This window comes from Rhodococcus sp. NBC_00297 (genome assembly GCF_036173065.1).
Classification (GTDB): Bacteria; Actinomycetota; Actinomycetes; order Mycobacteriales; family Mycobacteriaceae; genus Rhodococcoides.
Genome location: NZ_CP108041.1, coordinates 1,253,046 through 1,273,608, shown reverse-complemented (window position 1 = coordinate 1,273,608; position 20,563 = coordinate 1,253,046). Strand labels below are relative to the sequence as shown.

Below are 20,563 nucleotides of genomic sequence, written 5' to 3'. Positions count from 1 at the left end.
TCACTGCACCGGATCTCACATCAGCGAAGTTCTCCGGCGATGTCGGCCGAGGCGAGCATCAGCACCAGCGCGGGCACGACGGTGCGTGCGGCGAGCCGGTAGTCGCCCCGGCCGTGCTGCTCGACGATCCGCGCCGACGTGAGGGTTTTCAGATGGTGATAGAGCTGACCGACGGACGACAGTCCCACCGCCGCCTGCAGATCGGCGGCGACCGCGGGACCGCGCAACAGTGCGCGGACCACGGCGAGCCTCACAGGGTGGCCGAGCGCCGCCAGCACCTCGACCGCCCGGTCGGGAGGAAGATCGAGCACGGCGTCGGGCACGTACTCGATGGACCAGGTGACGTCGCCGGCCAGATGGACGTCACCCGAGTAGGACACGAGGCCCCCGGTGGACGCCGCCGTCTGTCGGGGGTCCCCCTCGAGCGCCGCGACCCGAGCCTCCAGGGCTGCGACGCGTGCCTCCAGCTCGCTCACGAGATGCAGGCTAGCCGCCCCACTGTCGCCGGATCCGCCGCGGCCTCGAGGAGCAGCGTCTGATGCTGGGTCAGGTTCGTCGTCGCGGACTCGTACTCGGCTGCGGTCAGACCATGGTTCAGCCACACCACCACGGCGGGGGCGCCGTCCGCGCGGCGGAACTCGAAGCCGTGCGTGAGAACTCCGGGCAGATTCCCGCCCTTGAACCCCATGTCCACGAACCCGGCGTCCGCAGGCGGGTCCTGCCATTCGAGGTGGCGCCTGACGGTGTCGACCCCCGAGCCGTAGGAACCGTCGGCGACGGCGGTGTGGAATCGCGCGAGCTCGGCGGCCGTCCCGGTCGGGCCGAACCGATCGAAATACGTGAGGAGTTCCGTCTCGTCGTGCGGTCGCGCAGTCGTTCCGTACGTCGCGCGGAAGTCGGCGTCGAAGGCGAACCGCTGTGCGAGCGACCACAGATCGTCCGTGTCGACGGTCGCGTCGAGGGCGCCGAGCGTGACGCCGACGAGGGTGGGTGGTGTGAAGTCGCTCCACCCGCCCGCTGCGGCGGCGTCCCGCAACGCGTCGTCGCCCAGGCGGTACCGGAGGTAGTCGGGCACTCCGTTGTCGCTCTCACGCACCATCGCGGTGACCATGTCGTCGAGCCGCACCGTCGCGGCCGGATCCGTCGGCGATGTTCCGTCGTTCGCGATGCCGAGGCGATTCAGAGCCGCGATGTGGGCACCGCCGTCCGTGCCGGGTGCGTACCACCGCTGCCAGTCGGCGACAGGGATGCGTTCGTCCGGGTCCAGTGTGCCGTCGGCCACGGCGCGGGCGTAGGCACCGAGGTGTACGACCTTCACGGCGGAGGCGAGGGGGTGCGGCGTGTCCGCGTCGTGCTCGGCGGTGTGTCCGAGCCCGTCGTCCACCGCGAAGGACACCGATTCGGGGTGCTCGGCGGCGAAGCCGATCCAGCCGTCGGGTGTGGTCATGTCCGCAACGGGGGCCGGTGCGCACGTCGTGGTGGACGTCGGCTCGGCCGTGCTCGGCGGTGCGGACGAGCACCCGGCCAGCAGAATCGACGTCGCGGTCACGGCGGTGAGTGTGCGCATCATCGGTTCTCCTCGAATCGCATCGTTCGGCTATTCCGTAATTCCGGAATTACCATAGCGCGAACGGGTGCGCTGGTCCAGAGGTCGTGGCCAGTACGCTGCTCTCGTGCGAGTACTCGTCATCGGTTCCGGAGCCCGTGAACATGCCCTGCTGATCGCCCTGGCGGCGGACCCCGAGGTGAGCGCGGTGATGTGCGCCCCCGGCAACGCCGGCATCGAGACCGTCGCCCAGACGTACCCCGTCGACGTGGCCTCCGGGGAGGCCGTCGTAGCGCTCGCTCGCGAGCGCGGCGCCGATCTGGTCGTCATCGGCCCCGAGGTACCGCTGGTGCTCGGCGTCGCCGACGCGGTGCGCGAGGCCGGGATCGCCTGCTTCGGTCCGTCCGCCGCCGCCGCCCGGATCGAGGGTTCCAAGGCGTTCGCGAAGGACGTCATGGCGTCGGCCGGGGTCCGCACCGCGACCAGCGAGGTGGTGGACACGCCTGCACTGCTCGATGCCGCCCTCAACCGCTTCGGGCCGACGTGGGTGGTGAAGGACGACGGACTGGCCGCGGGCAAGGGAGTCGTCGTCACGCAGGACCGCCTCACCGCGCGCGCTCACGCCGCCGAGCTCCTCGAACTCGGCCATCCCGTATTGCTCGAATCGTTCCTGTCCGGCCCGGAGGTGTCGCTGTTCTGTCTCGTCGACGGCGAGACCGTGGTGCCGCTCCTGCCCGCTCAGGACCACAAGCGCGTCGGAGACGGCGACACCGGGCCCAACACCGGCGGGATGGGCGCCTACACACCGTTGCCGTGGTTGCCCGACTCGATGGTCCAGCGCATCGTCGACGAGGTGGTCGCGCCCGTGGCAGCGGAGATGGTGGCACGGGGTGGCCCGTTCACCGGCCTGCTCTACGCGGGCCTCGCGGTGGACGGTGAGGGCCCCGCGGTCATCGAATTCAACTGTCGCTTCGGTGATCCCGAGACCCAGGCCGTGCTCGCACTGCTCGACTCACCGCTCGGTGCGGCGCTGTACGCGGCATCCACCGGAACATTGGCGGACCTGCCGCCGCTGCAGTGGAAGCAGGGTTCGGCGGTCACCGTCGTGCTCGCCGCCGAGAACTATCCCGGCCGACCGCGCACCGGAGACGCCATCACCGGCGCCGAGAACCCCGGCGTGCTGCACGCGGGGACGGCGCACGGCAGGAACGGTGGCCTCGTGTCGGCCGGGGGCCGCGTGCTCAGCGTCGTCGGCACCGGGGCGGATCTCGCCGCCGCCCGCACCGAGGCGTACGACATCATGGCGCGAGTGTCGTTGACCGGCGGCCACTTCCGCACCGACATCGGACTCTCGGCCGTCGAGGGCCGGATCTCGATCCCCTCCTGACGATGGTCGAGGAATCCGCGCGCTCGCGTATCGAGCCGTTCCGCGTCATGGACGTGTTCGCCGCTGCGGCGCGCCGCCAGGAGACTCACGGCGACGTCGTGTCCCTCGCGGCCGGACAGCCGTCCACGCGTGCGCCCGGGCCGGTCCTCGCTGCCATGCGCACGGCGCTCGACGACGACGTGATCGGCTACTCCGAGACGTTGGGTACCGCGCGGCTGAGGGCGACGATCGCCGCCTACCTGTCGAGGCGATCGCAGGTCGTCATCGAGGCCGAGGACGTCGTGGTGACCACCGGGTCGTCGGGTGCGTTCACGTTGCTGTTCCTCGCGGCGTTCGACGCCGGCGACACCGTGGTGATGGCGCGACCCGGTTATCCCGCGTATCGCAACACGTTGTCCGCGTTGGGGTGTCGCGTGGTCGAGCTGGACTGCGGCGAGGACGTGCGCTTCCAGCCGACGGTCGCGATGCTCGATGCGCTCCCCGAACCTCCGAAGGGACTGATCATCGCCAGTCCGGCCAATCCGACCGGCACGATCATCGATCCCGACGAGTTGGCCGCGCTCGCGCGATGGTGCGACGAGCACGGCACGCTGCTGATCTCCGACGAGATCTACCACGGCATCTCCTACGGCGACGTCGAGTGCCGGAGCGCTCGGGAGTTCTCGGACGGCGCCGTCTCGATCGGGTCGGTCTCGAAGTACTTCTCCATGACCGGCTGGCGTCTCGGCTGGATGGTGCTCCCGCGTTCGCTCACCCGAGCGGTCCAGCGGCTGGCCTCGAACATGACGGTGTGTCCGCCGACCGTCTCGCAGCTCGCCGCGGGCGCCGCCTTCACGGACGAGTCCCTCGCCGAGTTGGACGGTCACGTGCGGCGGTACGCCCGCAACCGCGAGGAACTGCTCGGCGGTCTCCGTGATGCCGGCATCACCCGGCTCGCTCCCGCGGACGGCGCCTTCTACGCGTACGCCGACATCGGGCACCTGACGGACGATTCGTTCCGATGGTGCGCCGACACCCTGAACGAGACCGGCGTGGCCGTCGTCCCGGGTGCGGACTTCGACACGGTGCACGGTCACCACACGGTGCGCTTCTCCTTCGCCGGTGCGACCGAGGACATCACCGAGGCGCTGCGTCGGCTCACCCCGCGCCTGCGGTAGTGGGCTGCGCCCCCGTGCGCCCTTTGCGCATCCAGGGATACGCAAAAGGCGCACGGGGGAGAAGCGCCGGTGGCAGCATGTGTACGCATGTCGACCGGCTCCGCTCCCCGCTCGACGCCCAAGGGTCGGCGTCGGCGCGAGGCCCTCATCTCGGCCGCAGCGGATCTTCTGCTGGCCGGAGGGTACGACGCCGTGCGGCACCGGAGCGTCGCGGCGAGGGCAAGGCTTCCGCTGGCGTCCACGACCTACTACTTCGACTCCCTGGACGACCTCGTCACGCACGCCGCGGAACTGAACGGGGTCCGCGAGATCGCGATGATCCGCGACCGGATGACCGCATTCGCGCCGGCTGCGTTGGACACCGCGGACACGGTGGACCTGGTGGTGGACCTGCTCGTGGGTCCGGACGACGGCGACGAGGTCCGGCGGGACCTGATGGTGGCGCGCTACGAGCGGGTGCTGGCTGCGGCGCGGCATCCGCAGCTGCAGGAACTGCACTGCCGGCTGCGTGGTGAGCTGGAGGACATGCTGTCCGACGTGCTGTCCGCCGCGGGTCGGCCCACCGACCGTGACCACGTCCGCCCGCTCCTGGCCCTCGTCGACGGTGTCGTGATGGGCGCGTTGGGTGAGAATGGGGCGGACCTGCGGTCACGCGTGCGGGACGTCCTGCTGGATGCGGTGGACCGTCACGCGCCGTTGTCGCGGGAAGTCCGGAGGACGGTCGCGCAGTAGAGGCGCAGTCCGGGGGACGGTCGCGCAGTGAGGGGACCGTAAACTGGCCGCTCGTGAGCCGTATCCCGAATGTCCTCGCCCACCGTTACGCCAGTCCCGACATGGCCCGTCTGTGGTCATCCGAGCACAAGATCGTGCTCGAGCGTCAGCTGTGGATCGCCGTGCTGCGAGCGCAGGCCGATCTCGGTGTCGACGTCCCGGCGGAGGCCATCGCGGACTACGAGCGAGTGGCCGACCGGGTCGATCTCGAGTCGATCGCGGATCGAGAGCGGGTCACTCGTCACGACGTGAAGGCGCGGATCGAGGAGTTCAACGCCCTTGCCGGCCACGAGCACGTGCACAAGGGTCTGACCAGCCGCGATCTGACGGAGAACGTCGAGCAGCTGCAGATCCTGCGGTCGATGGAACACGTGTACGGGCACGGCGTGGCTGTCGCGGCGCGTCTGGCCGAGCGCGCGGCCGAGTACACCGAGGTGGTCATGGCCGGCCGCAGCCACAACGTCGCGGCGCAGGCCACGACGCTGGGCAAGCGGTTCGCGTCGGCTGCCGACGAGTTGATGGTGGCGTCGACCCGGCTCCGGGAGCTGATCGACCGGTACCCGCTGCGCGGCATCAAGGGTCCGATGGGGACGGCCCAGGACATGCTCGATCTGCTCGGCGGCGATGCCGACAAGCTCGAGACCCTCGAACGCGCGGTGGCGCAGCATCTCGGTTTCGCCCACGTCTTCACGAGTGTCGGCCAGGTCTACCCTCGTTCCCTCGACCACGACGTGGTGTCGGCGCTGGTGCAGGTGGGTGCGGCGCAGTCCTCCTTCGCCCACACGGTGCGCCTGATGGCCGGACACGAACTGGTCACCGAGGGTTTCCAGCCGGGTCAGGTGGGCTCGTCGGCCATGCCGCACAAGATGAACACCCGGTCCTGCGAACGCGTCAACGGCCTGCAGGTGATCCTGCGCGGCTACGGGTCCATGGCTGCGGAGCTGGCCGGCGCACAGTGGAACGAGGGCGACGTCTTCTGTTCCGTCGTGCGTCGTGTCGCGCTGCCGGACGCATTCTTCGCCATCGACGGGATGATGGAGACCTTCCTGACCGTGCTCGCAGAGTTCGGTGCCTATCCCGCAGTGATCGCCCGCGAGCTCGATCGCTATCTGCCCTTCCTGGCGACGACCAAGGTGCTCATGGCCGCCGTCCGCGCAGGCGTCGGTCGGGAGACCGCCCACGAAGCCATCAAAGAGCATGCCGTGGCCGTCGCTCTCGCGATGCGGGAGCAGGGGAGGGAACCGGACCTCCTCGACCGACTCGCGGCCGACGAGCGGTTGCCGCTCGACCGCGCGGCACTCGACACGGCGCTGGCGGATCGGTCGGCGTTCATCGGCGCCGCGCACGCTCAGGTCGCTGCGGTCGTCGCCGCGGTGCAGACACTGGTCGACGCGAACCCGGAGGCGGCTCGGTACACACCGGCTCCCATTCTGTGATGTGAACCGTGACGACGGGGCGGTCTCCCGGTGGAAGTGACGGCCGTCAGACCCTACGGTTCGTCATGTGAGCAAAGTTGTCGTCATCGGAACGGGTTACCTGGGCGCCACGCACGCTGCGTGCATGGCCGAGATCGGACACGACGTCCTCGGGGTCGATGTCGACCCGAGCAAGCTGGCCAAGCTCGAGGCGGGGGAGGTGCCCTTCTGGGAGCCTGGGCTCGAGGAAGTGTTGCAGCGCAACATCGCAGCGGGCCGCCTGCGCTTCACCGCGTCCTACGCGGACGCTGCAGCGTTCGGTGACATCTTCTTCCTCGCGGTGGGCACGCCGCAGAAGAAGGGCGAGTACGCCGCTGACGTGACGTACGTGAACTCGGTGGTGGAGAACCTCGCACCGCTGATCACCGGACCCGCTGTCCTCTTCGGCAAGTCCACGGTCCCCGTGGGCACGGCGGAGCGACTCGGCACGATGGCCCATGCGCTCTCGCCGGCAGGCGAGGACCTCGAGGTGGCCTGGAACCCGGAGTTCCTGCGCGAGGGTCACGCCGTGGAGGACACGCTGCACCCGGACCGGCTGGTGCTCGGGGTCGACAGGAACCGTCCTCGGCGCGCGGAGGAGGTCGCGCGCGAGGTCTACGCGCCCCTGCTCGCCGAGGGGATCCCCTTCATCGTGACCGATCTGGCCACCGCCGAATTGGTCAAGACGTCGGCCAACGCATTTCTCGCGACGAAGATCTCGTTCATCAACGCTATTTCCGAGGTCTGTGACGCGGCAGGCGCCGATATCACCGTTCTGGCCGACGCAATCGGTCACGACGATCGAATCGGACGCAAATTTCTCAACGCCGGGATCGGTTTCGGTGGCGGTTGCCTGCCCAAGGACATTCGCGCATTCATGGCCCGTGCCGGTGAGTTGGGAGCCGATCAGGCGCTGACCTTCCTGCGCGAGGTCGACAACATCAACATGCGTCGTCGCACCGGCATGGTCGAGGTCGTGCGCGACACCGTGGGAACTCTGCTGGGAGCTCAGGTCGCGGTGCTGGGTGCCGCCTTCAAGCCCGATTCCGACGACGTCCGCGATTCGCCGGCTCTCAATGTCGCTGGGCAACTGCAACTTCAGGGTGCCGGTGTGACCGTGTACGACCCGAAGGCCAACGACAACTCGCGCGCGCTGTTCCCCACGCTGGGGTACGCGAGCTCTGCGCTGGAGGCGTGCGCGAAGGCCGACGTGGTACTCGTGCTCACCGAATGGCGTGAATTCCGCGAGCTGGTTCCCGCCGATCTGGAGGGCGTGGTGCGAGAACGCAGAATCATCGACGGACGCAATTGCCTCGACGTGAATATGTGGCGTTCTGCCGGGTGGCACTATCGCGGTCTCGGACGACCCTGAGTCCGACGAAACGACAGTCGACAACGCCATTGATACACTCCTGCCGAATATCGGTCCGAGAACGAGCAGAGGATTGTCGTGTCGAATGAGCTCGGTGGAACCACGACGGCACGGCGACGGCGGGTCCCGATCTGGGTGTGGATCGTGGCCGTCGTCCTCCTGGCTCTGGTCGCGTGGTTCGGGTGGACCGTCTCCACGGCGTACAAGGGGCTGAGCTCCGCCCGTGACGATGCACTCGCGGCACGGTCGGCGATCCTGGCCGGCAACGCGGACGAGGGTCGTGAGCGCGTCGCGGACGCGACCGCCGCGTCGACAGATGCGCTGGATGCGACCGAGTCGCCCATCTGGAAGGCCGTCGCCGCCATTCCGGGTGTGGGCTCCCCTCTCGATGTCGTGGGTCCGCTCACCGGACTCGTCCACGACCTCACGACCGAGGTCCTTCAGCCCGCGGTCGACGTCGGTGCGGTGCTGAACCCGAGTGAACTGCGCGCCGACGACGGCACGATCGATCTGGGTGCGCTGCGCGAGGCGTCGCCGACCCTCGAGCAGGTGTCCGCCTCGGCGACCGCACTGAACCAGCGCGCGGAGTCCATCGACACCGACAGTTATCTACCGCAGGTCACCGAGGCCGGTGATTCGCTGAAGGCGCAGTTGGACGATCTGTCCGGGCTGCTCACCAACACCAGCCTGGCGTCGAAGATCCTCCCGGACATGCTCGGCGAGAACTCACCCAAGAGCTACTTCCTGGCGTTCCAGACCAATGCCGAGTCGCGCGGTACCGGCGGGCTCATGGGTGGATTCGCCATCATCGACGCGGACCGGGGCAAGATCTCGCTCGACGCACTGGCGAAGAACAGCGAGCTCGGTGCCCTCTACGACCCGATCGATCTGGGGCCCGACTTCGCCAAGGCGTACGGCAACCAGTACAACGCGACGGCCAACTGGCAGAACGCGAATGTGAGTCCCCACTTCCCGTACACGGGGGAGATCCTCCGGTCGATCTGGCAGCAGGAGTCCGGTCAGTCCGTCGACGGTGTGCTGGCGACCGACCCGGTCGCGCTGAGTTACATCCTCGGCGTGGTCGGCCCGGTGACTCTCGCCGACGGCGAGCAGGTCACGTCGGACAACGTGGTGAACCTGACGCAGTCGGAGGCGTACTTCCGCTTCGCCGACGACAACCTCGCGCGCAAGGACTACCTGCAGCAGATCGCGGCCCGCGTCTTCTCCAAGGTGGAGGGCAAAATCAACGATCCTGCGGGACTTCTCGACGCCATCGGACGTGGCGTCAGCGAGGGCCACACCGCCGTCTGGAGCGCGGACCCCGCGATCCAGAGTGTGCTCTCCGGAACCAAGATCGCGCACGAGGTGCCGGACGATCCCGCGCCGTACGCCGCGCTGGTGGTCAACAACGGTGCCGGTGGCAAGCTCGACTACTACCTCGAGCGAGACATCACCTACACCGCGACGTCCTGCGAGGGGGACACCCGGACGACCCAGATCACCGCCTCCGTGACCAACACGGCTCCGCCGCAGGAGTACCCGACGTACATCGCCGGACGTCAGAACGAGACGACCGCGTACGAGGGTCCCCCCGGAACCAATCGATCGGTGGTGTCGGTCTTCACGACGACGGGGTCGACGCTGACGAAGGCGTCGATCGATGGTCAGCAGGTGTTCGTGCTCACCGGGCAGGAACGGGGCCATCCGTTCTTCTACACGCCGTTCGTCGTCGAGCCGGGGCAGACCAAGACCCTCGTCCTCGACCTCGTGGAGCCGACGGCGCCGGGTGCTGCGCGGGTGCCGCTCCAGCCTGCGACGCTCCCCGGCACCGCCACCGTCGACGTGCCGGACTGCTCGGGATCCTGACGCGGCTCTCGTGAGATCGTGACGCGCTGGTCACAGCTGTCTGTGACCGGCCCCATTGCACTCCACCGCCAGGCATGGTTAGGCTCGCCTTACAGTCGCTCGATTTCCCCGAGCGTGCCGCAGGCGAGGAGGTCCGATGTCGACAGCGTTCGAACTCGACGCCGCGACGCTCGATGCGGAACCCGGCTTCTATCCGGCGTCGGTGCTGTCCACGACGGCGATCTCACCCAGCATGGTGCGCATCGTTCTCGGCGGCCCGTGGGTGGAACGGTACGTCGGCGTCGAGGCACCGGACGAGTGCGTCACCGTGTACTTCCCGTCCGCCGTCGACGACGTCCTGCCGCCGATGACCTGCTGTAAGGGCGTGTGGGGCTACCACGACGCGGCGACGCGGCCGGAGTGCCGCAACTACACCGTCCGCATGCGCGACGACGACACGCTGACCATCGACTTCGTCCTGCACGAGAGCGGCGTCGCGTCGAACTGGGCGCGGCTGGCGCGCCCGGGCCACAGCGTCGTCCTCTCGCGCCCCCGCTCCTGGTACCGGTGTCCCGAGGACGCCGCGTGGCAACTGCTCGTGGCGGACCAGACGGGTCTGCCGGCCATCGCCCGAGCACTCGAACAGGCACCGGCCGGGCTGCGGACCCACGTCGTGCTCGAGGTCCTCGACCCCGCCGACATCCAGTCGTTCGACACGGCGGCGGACGTCACCGTCGACTGGCGCGTGGGTACCGGCAACGGTGTGATGCCGAGTGTTCTCCCCGATGCGGTCGCGTCGTACGAGCGTCCCGCGGGCTCCGGATACGTGTGGTTCGCCGGTGAGGCGGGCGCGTCCCGCGCGGTGCGCTCCCACGTGCGCAAGCAGTGGGGCATGAGCACCCGTGAGTGCTCGGTCATCGGATACTGGCGCGAGCGCGCCGAGGAGTGGCTGGCCTCCTACAAGCGGTACGAGGCGATGGCACTCGCGGGCTACAAGCGCGCTCTGCGCGAGGGCAAGTCGGAAGCGCAGGCGCAGGACGAGTTCGAGGCACTCCTCGAGCGCGTCGGCCTCTAGCTCTTCTCGGGATCGGCGATACGGCCACCGGGCATCGCGAGCGCGGCGATCAGCAGCAGGACCGCTCCGCCGATCACCGTGTAGAACACGATGTGCAGACCGTCGCCGAGTTCGGCCGGCGATGCGTCGTCCCCGACAGTGGCATTGACGATGGCCCCGCACACCGCGATGCCGACGGCGCTGCCGAGGTTGCGGGCGAACGTGTTGGTGGAGGTGACCACTCCGCGCTCGGACCAGTCGACACTCGACTGCGCGGCGATGAGCGCAGGGCCCGCGATCAGCCCCATCCCGGCTCCGATCACGAGGCACCCGACGCAGATCTCCCACACCGACGACGTCGTGGTCCATCCCAGTGTGAGCAGCGAACCGGCCGTGACGATCGACCCACCGATGACCGCGGTGCGCCGGAACCCGATGCGCAGATACACCCGACCCGACTGTGACGACATCAGCGGCCACGACAGCAGGAGCGGTGCGAGGGTGAAGCCGCCCGCCAGTGCGCTCAGCCCCAGTACGCCCTGGACGAACGTCGGGACGTACGTGGTGAGCGTGAGCACGACGGCGCCGATGACGGCGCCCACGGCGCTCGTGGCGACCAGGACGCGACGCGTCAGCACCCACAGTGGCAGCACGGGGGACGCGACGCGTCTCTCGACGAGCACGAAGGCGGCGAGCCCGGCCACTCCGACGGCGAAGACCGCGACGCTCGCTCCCGACGTCCACGCCCACGACTGACCACCCTCGAGCAGCCCGAGGATGAGGGCGCCCGCGCCGACGGTGAGCAGCGCGGCGCCGACGTAGTCGATGCTCTGCCGCGTCGACGGCCTCGCCGTCTCGTCGAACTTGCGGATCAGCATCACCGCCGCGACCAGGCACAGCGGGATGTTGACGAAGAAGATCCAGCGCCACGACAGGAACTCGGAGAAGATGCCGCCGAGACTGGGACCCACGATGGACGACATCGCCCACACGCTGGCCAGGTAGCCCTGCGCCTTCGCGCGCTCGCGCACGGTGTAGATGTCGCCGGCGATCGTCTGCACCATCGGTTGGATCGCGCCCGCGCCGATGCCCTGGATCGCCCGGGCGACGATGAGGGCGGGCATGCTCCAGGCAATCCCGCACAGCACCGAGCCGATCGCGAAGACGGCGATGCCGAACAGGACGAGACGCTTGCGGCCGAAGAGATCCGCCAGCTTGCCGTAGACCGGCACGGTGACGGCCTGTGCGAGCAGGTAGATCGAGAAGAGCCACGGGAACTGGGAGAAGCCGCCCAAATCGTCGACGATGGTGAGGACGGACGTGGCGATGATCGTCGAGTCGAGGGCGACGAGCGAGTTGCAGAGCATCAGCGCCGCCAGGATCGGGCCTCGTTCGGACCGGAATCCGACCTGCACCCTGTCCGTCGTCGTCACCCGCCACGCTCCTTCGTTCGCCTCGGTACCGAGGGTCCCTCCGAACACTGCCAGACACCGCCACCACCGCGATGCGCGGCACGACTACGCTCGAACGTCGTGCGCCCCTCTCTCTCGCAGTATCCCCATCTGGCGGCCGGCAAGGTCCGCGACCTGTATCGCATCGACGACGACCATCTGCTCCTGGTGGCGACCGACCGCATCTCCGCGTACGACCACGTGCTGTCGACGCCCATTCCTGACAAGGGTCGCGTGCTCACCGCGATGAGCGTGTTCTTCTTCGACACTCTCGGCGTGCGAGATCACCTCGCCGGAGACGCGGAGGATCCGCGGATCCCGCAGGAGGTGCTCGGCCGCGCGCTGGTGGTGCGCGCGCTGCGCATGGCACCGGTCGAGTGTGTCGCCCGTGGCTACCTCACCGGGTCCGGGCTGCTCGACTATCGGGAGACGGGTGCGGTGTGCGGCGTTCCGCTCCCGGACGGTCTCACCGAGGCGAGCACGCTCCCGGAGCCGATCTTCACCCCCGCCAGCAAGGCGGCGATCGGCGATCACGACGAGAACATCGACTTCGATTCCGTGGTCGCCCTAGTCGGAGCCGACACGGCGGACAAGCTGCGCTCGGCGACGCTCGACATCTACGCGCGCGCCGCGGAGTTCGCCGCCGGACGCGGAATCATCCTCGCCGACACCAAGTTCGAGTTCGGTGTCGACGACGACGGCGAGGTGGTCCTCGCCGACGAGGTGCTGACTCCCGACTCGTCCCGGTACTGGCCGCTCGACGGCTACACCGAGGGGCAGGCGCAGCCGAGTTTCGACAAGCAGTTCGTCCGGAACTGGCTGACCGGTGAGTCCGGATGGGACCGCCACGGCGATGCACCGCCCCCGCCGCTGCCCGACGACATCGCCGACCGCACCCGGTCGCGTTACGTCGAGGCGTACGAACGACTCTCGGGTCTCTCCTTCGACGATTGGGTACGACCGTGACCGACATGCAGACGCACGACGCGCAGCAGACGACACCACCGATCGCCAAGACCGTTCCGCACACGCGCACCCACCACGGTGACGTCGTCGTCGACCCGTACGAGTGGTTGCGGGAGAAGTCGGATCCCGAGGTCGTCGCGTACCTCGAGGCGGAGAACGCCTACACCGAGGCACAGACGGCCCACCTGGAGCCGCTGCGCACGGCGATCTTCGACGAGATCAAGTCGCGCACACAGGAGACCGATCTGTCGGTGCCCACGCGCCGCGGACTCTGGTGGTACTACGGGCGCACGCTGGAGGGCAAGAGTTACGGCATGCAGTGCCGCTGCCCGGTCGCCTCGGTGGACGACTGGACGCCGCCCGCGCTCGAACCGGGTGTCGAGGTCCCCGGCGAGGAGATCGTCCTCGACGCCAACGTGCTGGCAGAAGGACACGATTTCTTCTCGCTCGGCGCATTCTCCCTGAGCGACGACGGACACCTGCTCGCGTACTCCGTCGACACCGCCGGCGACGAGCGGTACACGTTGCGCATCAAGGATCTTCGTACCGGAGAGCTGTTCCCGGACGAGATCGAGCAGACCGCTCCCGGAGCGACCTGGTCCGCCGATCAGCAGTACCTCTTCTATCAGACCGTGGACGACTCGTGGCGTCCGGACAAGGTGTGGCGACACCGGATCGGGTCGCCCACGTCCGAGGACGTGGTGGTCTTCCACGAGCCGGACGAGTCCTACTGGGTCAGTTTCGGATCCACGCGCAGCGAGAAATACCTCGTGATCTGGGTGGGGTCGAAGGTCACCACCGAGGGCTGGTACCTCGACGCGCAGGATGCGACGGGCGAGTTCCACGTGATCCTGCCGCGCAGGGACGGCGTCGAGTACAGCGCGGAGCACGCCGTGGTCGCCGGCCGCGACCGGTTCCTGATCCTGCACAACGACGTCGTCGACGGAGTGAAGGCGGAGAACTTCGTCCTGGCCGACGCGCCGGTGGAGGACCCGTCGGACATGACGATTCTCCTGGAGCACGCCGACGACGTGCGGCTCGAGGACGTCGACGCGTTCGCGCACCACCTGGTGCTGTCGTACCGCCGGGAAGCCGTGCCGCGCATGGCCTTGTGGCCACTGCTCGACAGCGGCTACGGCGAGCGTCACGAGCTCGAGTTCGACGAGGAACTGTTCTCGGTGGGTCTCGGCTCGAATCCGGAGTGGGACGCACCGCTGCTGCGTTTCGGCTACACCTCGTTCATCACGCCCTCGCGTGTCTACGACTACGACCTGGCGTCCGGCGAGCGCATCCTGCGCAAGTCGCAGCCGGTGCTCGGCGATTTCGACCCGACGCGGTACACCCAGACCAGGGAGTGGGCGACGGCGGAGGACGGCACGCGAGTGCCGCTCTCGGTGATCAAGCGCGTCGACGTCGAGGTGTCCGAGGGTGGCGCGCCGACGCTGCTCTACGGGTACGGCTCGTACGAGGCGAGCATGGACCCGGGCTTCTCGGTGTCGAGACTGTCCCTGCTCGATCGGGGCATCGTGTTCGTCATCGCGCACGTGCGCGGCGGCGGGGAGATGGGCCGCCTCTGGTACGAGGACGGCAAGATGCTGCACAAGAAGAACACGTTCACCGACTTCGTCTCGTGCGCACGGCATCTGATCGACACCGGGGTGACGTCTCCCGATCGTCTGGTGGCCGACGGTGGCAGCGCGGGCGGCCTCCTCATGGGAGCGGTGGCCAACCTCGCACCCGAACTGTTCGCGGGCATCCTCGCCAACGTCCCGTTCGTGGATCCGCTCACGTCCATTCTCGACCCGTCGCTGCCGCTCACGGTGATCGAGTGGGACGAGTGGGGAAACCCGCTGGAGGACAAGGACGTCTACGACTACATGAAGTCGTACAGCCCGTACGAGAACGTGGCGGAGAAGGACTACCCGGCCGTCCTGGCCATCACCTCGATCAACGACACGCGCGTGCTCTACGTCGAACCCGCGAAGTGGATCGCCGCTCTGCGGGTGAAGAACACCGGCAGCGAGCCGATTCTGCTGAAGACCGAGATGAGTGCCGGGCACGGCGGGGTCAGCGGTCGATACGAGAAGTGGAAGGAGATCGCCTTCGAGTACGCGTGGGTGATCGAACGCACGGGTGCGATTGCCACGGATGGCCGCGATACGGCAAGCTGACGGCGTTCGCCGGGGGGGTGGACTGCAGCGAATGACGGTCGGGGGCCGCAGTGAGTGAACGTCGTGATGTCGAGTTCGTGTCCGGGGACGCCACCTGTGCGGCGTGGCTGTACCGTCCGGACACACCGAGCGAGCGGCAGCCGATCGTCGTCCTGGCCCACGGTCTGGGCGGTGTCCGCGAGATGCGGCTCGACGCGTACGCCGAACGGTTCACCGCTGCCGGCTACGCGTGCCTGGTGTTCGACTACCGCCACTTCGGCGCCAGTGGCGGCGAGCCACGGCAGCTCCTCGACATCGGGCTCCAACTCGAGGACTGGGCGTCGGCCATCGCGTACGCCCGCACGATCGACGGGATCGATCCGACCCGAGTGGTGCTGTGGGGGTCCTCGTTCGGCGGTGGCCACGTCCTCGAGGCCGCCGCTCGGGACGGCCGGGTCGCCGCGGTGATCTCCCAGTGCCCGTTCACCGACGGGCTCGCGTCGGCCCTGGCCACGCCGCTGAGCACGACGCTCAGGATCACCCCGCTCGCCGTCCGGGACATCGTCGGATCGCTCCGGGGCAAGCCTCCCGTGATGGTGCCGCTCGCCGCGGAACACCGTGGTGTCGCACTGATGGCCAGCACCGATGCACTCGACGGGTACCTCGGTCTGCAGCCCCCCGGTTCCGCCTTCTCCAACGAGGTGGCGGCTCGGTTCGCACTCGCCATCACCCGGTACTTCCCCGGCCGGGCGGCGAAGAAGATCACCGCGCCGGTGCTGTTCTGCGTGTGCGATCCGGACACCGTCGCACCGACGAAGGCGACCCTGCGCCATGCGGCGAAGGCGCCTCGCGGACAGATCGAGGTGTACCCGTACGGCCACTTCGAGATCTATGTCGGCGACCCGTTCGAGCACGTGGTGGCCGATCAGATCGCGTTCCTGGAGCGCACGGTCCCGCTGGGCTGACTCACCGCCAGCGGTACCGCACCTGGGGCCGTCCGGCCCTGCCGTACTCGGTGTGCCGCTCGACGAGCCCGTCGTCGGCGAGCCGTTCGAGATAGCGCCACGCCGTCACCCGGGAGACGCCGACGGCCTTGGCTGCCTCGGAGGCCCCGAGTCCCGCGGGCTGTGCCCGCACGCTGTTCGAGATCTCGGTGAGTGTCGCCGGAGCGATGCCCTTGGGGGAGGCTGCGCGCTCGTCCGCGGTGCGCAGAGAGGCCATGGCGCGGTCGATGTCGCGTTGACTCACCGCCGACTCGCCGTCGCGCAGGGCGCTGCGAAACTCGCCGTACCGTTCCAGCTTGTCCCGGAACGCCGCGAAGGTGAAGGGCTTGAGCAGGTACAGCACCACCCCGTGCGCGACGGCGTTGCGCACGACGGCGAGGTCGCGCTCGGAGGTGATGGCGATGACGTCGGGTCCGGGGCGCAGTCCACCGAGTGCGGCGGCGACGTCGATGCCGTTGGCGTCCGGCAGCCCGATGTCGAGCAGGACCAGATCGAACGGCGACCCGTCGGCGATGGCCTTGGACGCCGCGCGCATGGCGCCCGACGCGGTGTGCACCATCGCACCCACGGTGAAGCCGGGGACACGACCGACGTAGCTCGAATGGGCTTCCGCGATCAGGGGTTCGTCCTCGACGATCAGCACGCGGATGGTGGTGTCGTCGGGACCGGGTGCCTCACTCATGCGGGATGCTCGCGGTGACGACCGATCCGTAGGTCGTCTCCGACGTCAGGGTCCCGTGATGGCGTTCGACCACCTGGGTGACCAGCGCGAGACCGAGGCCCCGCGAGCCGGACTTGGTGGAGTAACCGCGGGTCCGTGCTCTCGCCAGGGCGTCCGCGTCCATTCCCGGTCCACTGTCCGCCACCTGGATCACGAGGTCCGTCTCGCTCTCGCGCACGGTCACCTCCACCCACGGCTCGTCCGACTGCTTCGCTGCATCGATCGCATTGTCTATCAAATTTCCGGCGAGAGTGACCAATTCGCGTCGGTCGAAGGACTCGGTGTCGGTGAGGGCGGTGTCCTCGGTGACCGTGAGCTCGACGCCCTGCTCGGCGGCCTGGCTCACCTTGCCCAGCAACAGTGCTGCGACCGCGGGTTCCTGCACCGTGCTCATGAGCCGGTCGATGAGGTTCTGCGACAGCTCGAGTTCCTGGGTGGCGAACTCGACCGCCTGCTCGGTGCGGCCGAGTTCGACCATCGTGATGACGGTGTGGAGACGGTTCGCCGACTCGTGCGCTTGCGAGCGCAGCGACTCGGCGAAGGACGTCATCGAGTCGAGTTCGCCCATGACACGCTGCAATTCGGTGTGATCGCGCAGCACGGTCACCGTGCCGAGCCGGCGGGACCCGTGCAGGACGGGGTCCTGGGTCACCACGAGGACACGCGTCGTCGTCAGGTGCATCTCGTCGCGAACGGCGGTGTCGCCCAGTCCGCGCAGCGATTCCGGAAGGCGCTCGCGCGTCACGGGACCCTCGGGCAGGTCCAGCAGCCGCCGCGCCTCGTCGTTGACCAGCTCCGCCTCCGAGTCGTCGCCCCACACCACCAGCCCCTCGCCGATGGAGTGCAGGACGGCGTCGTGGTGCTCGTACATGCTGCGCAGCTCGTCGGGCGCGAGCCCGAGGGTCTGACGACTGAGCCGCCGATTGAGTAGATACGACGCCGCGAGGGCCACGCCGAGTGCCGCCGCGATGATGCCGAGGACTGCCGGGAGCCCGGCGACGAACTGACTGGAGATCTTCTGGCGGGTGACCCCGGCGGAGACGAGCCCCACGACGCGGCCGTCGTCGAGCACGGGCGTGACGGCGCGGATCGACGGTCCCAGAGATCCGCGGTACGTCTCGGTGAACGTCTCGCCGGCGAGCGCCCGGTCGATCGTGCCCGTGAACTGCCCGCCGATCAGCTCGGTGGTGGTGTGGGTGAAACGCGTGCGGTCGGGCGACATGACGACGATGAAGTCCATCCCCGTCGCGATGCGCACGCGCTCGGTCACCGGTTGCAGCGCGGCTGTGGGATCCGCACTCGCGAGTGCGGTCACCGTGGACGGGGCAGTCGCGATCGAGACGGCGATGTCGACGACCTCCCGGCGGATGCTCTCGTCGCTGTCCCGGCGGGCGTCGACGAGGGCGAGAGCGCCGCCGAGCGTCACGAGGAGCACCACGACCGCGAGCTGGCCGACGAGGAGCTGCCGCGCCACACTGCGGCGACGCCGGGTGTTCGTGCTGCTCACGGGGTTCCTCCGGGTTCGACTGTTCTGCTCACGACGTGCGCGTGACCGCTGTACACATGAACGAAATGAACTCATTGGTGACTCGGGTCACGCTCATGGACCACCATTCCATTCAGACAAGCGTGATCCACCTCACGCCACGATCGTAAGGACAACCATGACCGCCAGCATCGACGCCGAACCGTACGACGCGACCCCGCCGCCCAAGAAGAAGCGGGACAAGACCCACTGGCTCTACATCGCCGTGATCATCGCCGTGATCGGCGGTGTCATCGTCGGTCTCGTCGCACCCGAGGTCGGGTCGAGCCTCGGCGTGCTGGGCACCATGTTCGTCGATCTGATCAAGATGATGATCAGCCCGGTCATCTTCTGCACCATCGTGCTCGGCATCGGGTCGGTCAAGGCCGCGGCCAGCGTCGGCAAGGTCGGCGGCCTCGCCCTCGGTTACTTCATCACGATGTCCACCTTCGCCCTCGCCATCGGCATGGTGGTCGGCAACCTGATCCAGCCGGGAACCGGCCTGAACATCGAGCCGAACTCCGGCGCTGTCGGCAAGCTCGTCGAGACCGCGGAAGGTGCCGGCGGCACGCTCGACTTCATCCAGGGCATCATCCCGACGTCGCTGCTGTCGTCGCTCACCGAGGGCAGCGTGCTGCAGACCCTCTTCGTCGCGCTGCTCGTCGGCTTCGGCCTGCAGGCCATGGGCAAGCAGGGTGAGGGCATCCTCCGCGGCATCGGCTCGATCCAGAAGCTCGTCTTCCGCATCCTGGCCGGCATCCTGTGGCTCGCCCCGATCGGTGCCTTCGGCGCCATCGCCAAGGTCGTCGGTGACACCGGCTTCGAGGCCGTGGTCCAGCTGGCCACCCTCATGCTGGCCTTCTACCTGACCTGCACCATCTTCGTCTTCGGCATCCTCGGCACGATCCTGCGCTTCGTCTCCGGCGTCTCGATCTTCAAGCTGGTCAAGTACCTGGCCCGTGAGTACCTGCTCATCGTCGCCACCTCGTCCTCCGAGTCGGCCCTGCCGCGCCTCATCGCCAAGATGGAGCACGTCGGAGTGCAGCGCACCACGGTCGGCGTCGTCGTCCCCACCGGCTACTCCTTCAACCTCGACGGCACCGCGATCTACCTGACGATGGCCTCGATCTTCATCGCCGACGCCATGGGCAACCCGCTCGGACTCGGCGAGCAGATCTCGCTGCTCGTCTTCATGATCATCGCCAGCAAGGGTGCGGCCGGCGTCTCCGGCGCCGGACTCGCCACGCTCGCCGGTGGTCTGCAGAGCCACCGCCCCGAGCTGCTCGACGGCATCGGCCTCATCGTCGGCATCGACCGGTTCATGTCCGAGGCTCGCGCCGTCACCAACTTCTCGGGCAACGCCGTCGCCACGATGCTGGTCGGCACCTGGACGAAGACCATCGACAACGAGCGCGTCAAGGACGTCCTCGGTGGCAAGCTCCCGTTCGACGAGACCACGATGGTGGACGACGGACACGGAGAGGCCCGCGATCCGGAAGCCAAGCCCGACCTCGTGAAGAACTAGTACCGCACGCACCGACCGAGAGCGGGCGCATCCTCCACACAGGGAGGGTGCGCCCGCTCTCGTGCTCACGGGTTACCGGCCGGTACTGTGAGCCCATGACAGAACTGCAGAACGTCGGCATCAGCACTCTCGGCGGCGCTCCCACCTCGCTCGAGGAGTACAGCGGCCGCGCGGTGCTCGTGGTCAACGTCGCCTCGAAGTGTGGCCTGACCCCGCAGTACACGACGCTCGAGAAGCTGGCCCGCGAGTACGCGGACCGCGGACTCTCGGTCGTGGGCGTTCCCTGCAACCAGTTCGGTGGCCAGGAGCCCGGCTCGGCCGAGGAGATCGAGACGTTCTGCTCCACGACGTACGACGTCACCTTCCCGCTGATGGAGAAGGTCGACGTCAACGGCGAGAACAGGCACCCGCTCTACGAGATCCTGACGCAGACCGCGGACTCCGAGGGGAACGCGGGAGACGTGCAGTGGAACTTCGAGAAGTTCCTCGTCTCGCCGGACGGCGAGGTCGTGGGCCGATTCCGCCCCCGCACCGAACCGGACGCCCCCGAGGTTCTCGCGGCGATCGACAAGGTGCTGCCCGTTCCGACTCTCTGACGTCGCCCTGCGTTCACGCGGGACGAGACCGTCGTACAC

At 68.4% G+C, this 20,563-nt stretch carries 17 protein-coding genes; 12 read left to right on the top strand and 5 right to left on the bottom strand.

All coding sequences use genetic code 11. The features are described from left to right. Positions 1-20: 20 nt before the first annotated feature. Both OG947_RS06050 and OG947_RS06045 read right to left on the bottom strand, forming a co-directional pair. Positions 21-476, bottom strand: coding sequence for an ArsR/SmtB family transcription factor (locus OG947_RS06050; RefSeq protein WP_056446646.1), 456 nt, complete (start codon positions 474-476; stop codon positions 21-23). Further along, the gene (locus OG947_RS06045; RefSeq protein ID WP_328813341.1) at positions 473-1,570 is read right to left on the bottom strand and encodes a serine hydrolase; all 1,098 of its coding nucleotides are present in this window, start codon (positions 1,568-1,570) and stop codon (positions 473-475) included. The genes OG947_RS06050 and OG947_RS06045 overlap by 4 nt, the downstream gene beginning before the upstream one ends. A gap of 103 nt (positions 1,571-1,673) precedes the next feature. Between OG947_RS06045 and purD the strand changes: the two genes are divergently transcribed. The 7 genes from purD (at position 1,674) to OG947_RS06010 (ending at position 10,607) form a co-directional block, all read left to right on the top strand. Beyond that, positions 1,674-2,933 (top strand): phosphoribosylamine--glycine ligase, encoded by a 1,260-nt coding sequence (gene purD, locus OG947_RS06040; protein WP_328813340.1) that lies wholly within the window; start codon positions 1,674-1,676, stop codon positions 2,931-2,933. A gap of 2 nt (positions 2,934-2,935) precedes the next feature. Further along, the gene (locus OG947_RS06035; protein ID WP_328813339.1) at positions 2,936-4,090 is read left to right on the top strand and encodes a pyridoxal phosphate-dependent aminotransferase; all 1,155 of its coding nucleotides are present in this window, start codon (positions 2,936-2,938) and stop codon (positions 4,088-4,090) included. Positions 4,091-4,177: 87 nt separating this feature from the next. Further along, positions 4,178-4,822 carry a TetR/AcrR family transcriptional regulator gene (locus tag OG947_RS06030; protein WP_027504321.1) on the top strand — a complete coding sequence of 215 codons (645 nt, stop codon included), beginning with the start codon at positions 4,178-4,180 and terminating at the stop codon, positions 4,820-4,822. A gap of 53 nt (positions 4,823-4,875) precedes the next feature. Next, on the top strand, positions 4,876-6,297 hold the full coding sequence (purB, locus tag OG947_RS06025; protein ID WP_328813338.1) for an adenylosuccinate lyase: 1,422 nt from the start codon (positions 4,876-4,878) through the stop codon (positions 6,295-6,297). A gap of 67 nt (positions 6,298-6,364) precedes the next feature. Then, on the top strand, positions 6,365-7,687 hold the full coding sequence (locus OG947_RS06020) for a UDP-glucose dehydrogenase family protein (protein WP_285187721.1): 1,323 nt from the start codon (positions 6,365-6,367) through the stop codon (positions 7,685-7,687). Between the two features lie 78 nt (positions 7,688-7,765). Continuing rightward, positions 7,766-9,553, top strand: a complete 1,788-nt coding sequence (locus OG947_RS06015) for a DUF4012 domain-containing protein (protein ID WP_328813337.1) — start codon at positions 7,766-7,768, stop codon at positions 9,551-9,553. 136 nt (positions 9,554-9,689) lie between these two features. Further along, positions 9,690-10,607 carry a siderophore-interacting protein gene (locus OG947_RS06010; RefSeq protein ID WP_222646583.1) on the top strand — a complete coding sequence of 306 codons (918 nt, stop codon included), beginning with the start codon at positions 9,690-9,692 and terminating at the stop codon, positions 10,605-10,607. Here OG947_RS06010 and OG947_RS06005 read toward each other — a convergent pair. Next, complete coding sequence (locus OG947_RS06005; protein ID WP_308115567.1) at positions 10,604-12,019, bottom strand: MDR family MFS transporter; 1,416 nt, start codon at positions 12,017-12,019, stop codon at positions 10,604-10,606. The genes OG947_RS06010 and OG947_RS06005 overlap by 4 nt on opposite strands. Positions 12,020-12,118: 99 nt before the next feature. On the opposite strand from OG947_RS06005, the gene OG947_RS06000 reads away from it, so the two are divergent. From OG947_RS06000 to OG947_RS05990, 3 genes are read left to right on the top strand one after another with little or no spacing between them, the layout of a single operon-like run. After that, positions 12,119-13,003, top strand: coding sequence for a phosphoribosylaminoimidazolesuccinocarboxamide synthase (locus OG947_RS06000; protein WP_328813336.1), 885 nt, complete (start codon positions 12,119-12,121; stop codon positions 13,001-13,003). 5 nt (positions 13,004-13,008) lie between these two features. Then, positions 13,009-15,174: a S9 family peptidase gene (locus OG947_RS05995; RefSeq protein ID WP_328813335.1), complete on the top strand. Its 2,166-nt coding sequence runs from the start codon at positions 13,009-13,011 to the stop codon at positions 15,172-15,174. Between the two features lie 50 nt (positions 15,175-15,224). Beyond that, a complete protein-coding gene (locus OG947_RS05990; RefSeq protein ID WP_222641088.1) occupies positions 15,225-16,118 on the top strand; it encodes an alpha/beta hydrolase in 894 nt (297 codons plus the stop codon). Position 16,119: 1 nt separating this feature from the next. Here OG947_RS05990 and OG947_RS05985 read toward each other — a convergent pair whose 3' ends face one another. Both OG947_RS05985 and OG947_RS05980 read right to left on the bottom strand, forming a co-directional pair. Then, positions 16,120-16,839: a response regulator gene (locus tag OG947_RS05985; RefSeq protein ID WP_328813334.1), complete on the bottom strand. Its 720-nt coding sequence runs from the start codon at positions 16,837-16,839 to the stop codon at positions 16,120-16,122. After that, positions 16,832-18,385 (bottom strand): sensor histidine kinase, encoded by a 1,554-nt coding sequence (locus OG947_RS05980; protein WP_027504311.1) that lies wholly within the window; start codon positions 18,383-18,385, stop codon positions 16,832-16,834. Before OG947_RS05980 ends, OG947_RS05985 begins: the two co-directional genes overlap by 8 nt. A gap of 157 nt (positions 18,386-18,542) precedes the next feature. On the opposite strand from OG947_RS05980, the gene OG947_RS05975 reads away from it, so the two are divergent. Both OG947_RS05975 and OG947_RS05970 read left to right on the top strand, forming a co-directional pair. Further along, the gene (locus OG947_RS05975; protein WP_222627095.1) at positions 18,543-19,928 is read left to right on the top strand and encodes a cation:dicarboxylate symporter family transporter; all 1,386 of its coding nucleotides are present in this window, start codon (positions 18,543-18,545) and stop codon (positions 19,926-19,928) included. A 95-nt stretch (positions 19,929-20,023) separates the two neighbouring features. Then, entirely contained in the window at positions 20,024-20,524 is a 501-nt protein-coding gene (locus OG947_RS05970) for a glutathione peroxidase (RefSeq protein ID WP_027504309.1), read from the top strand. Positions 20,525-20,563 lie beyond the last annotated feature (39 nt).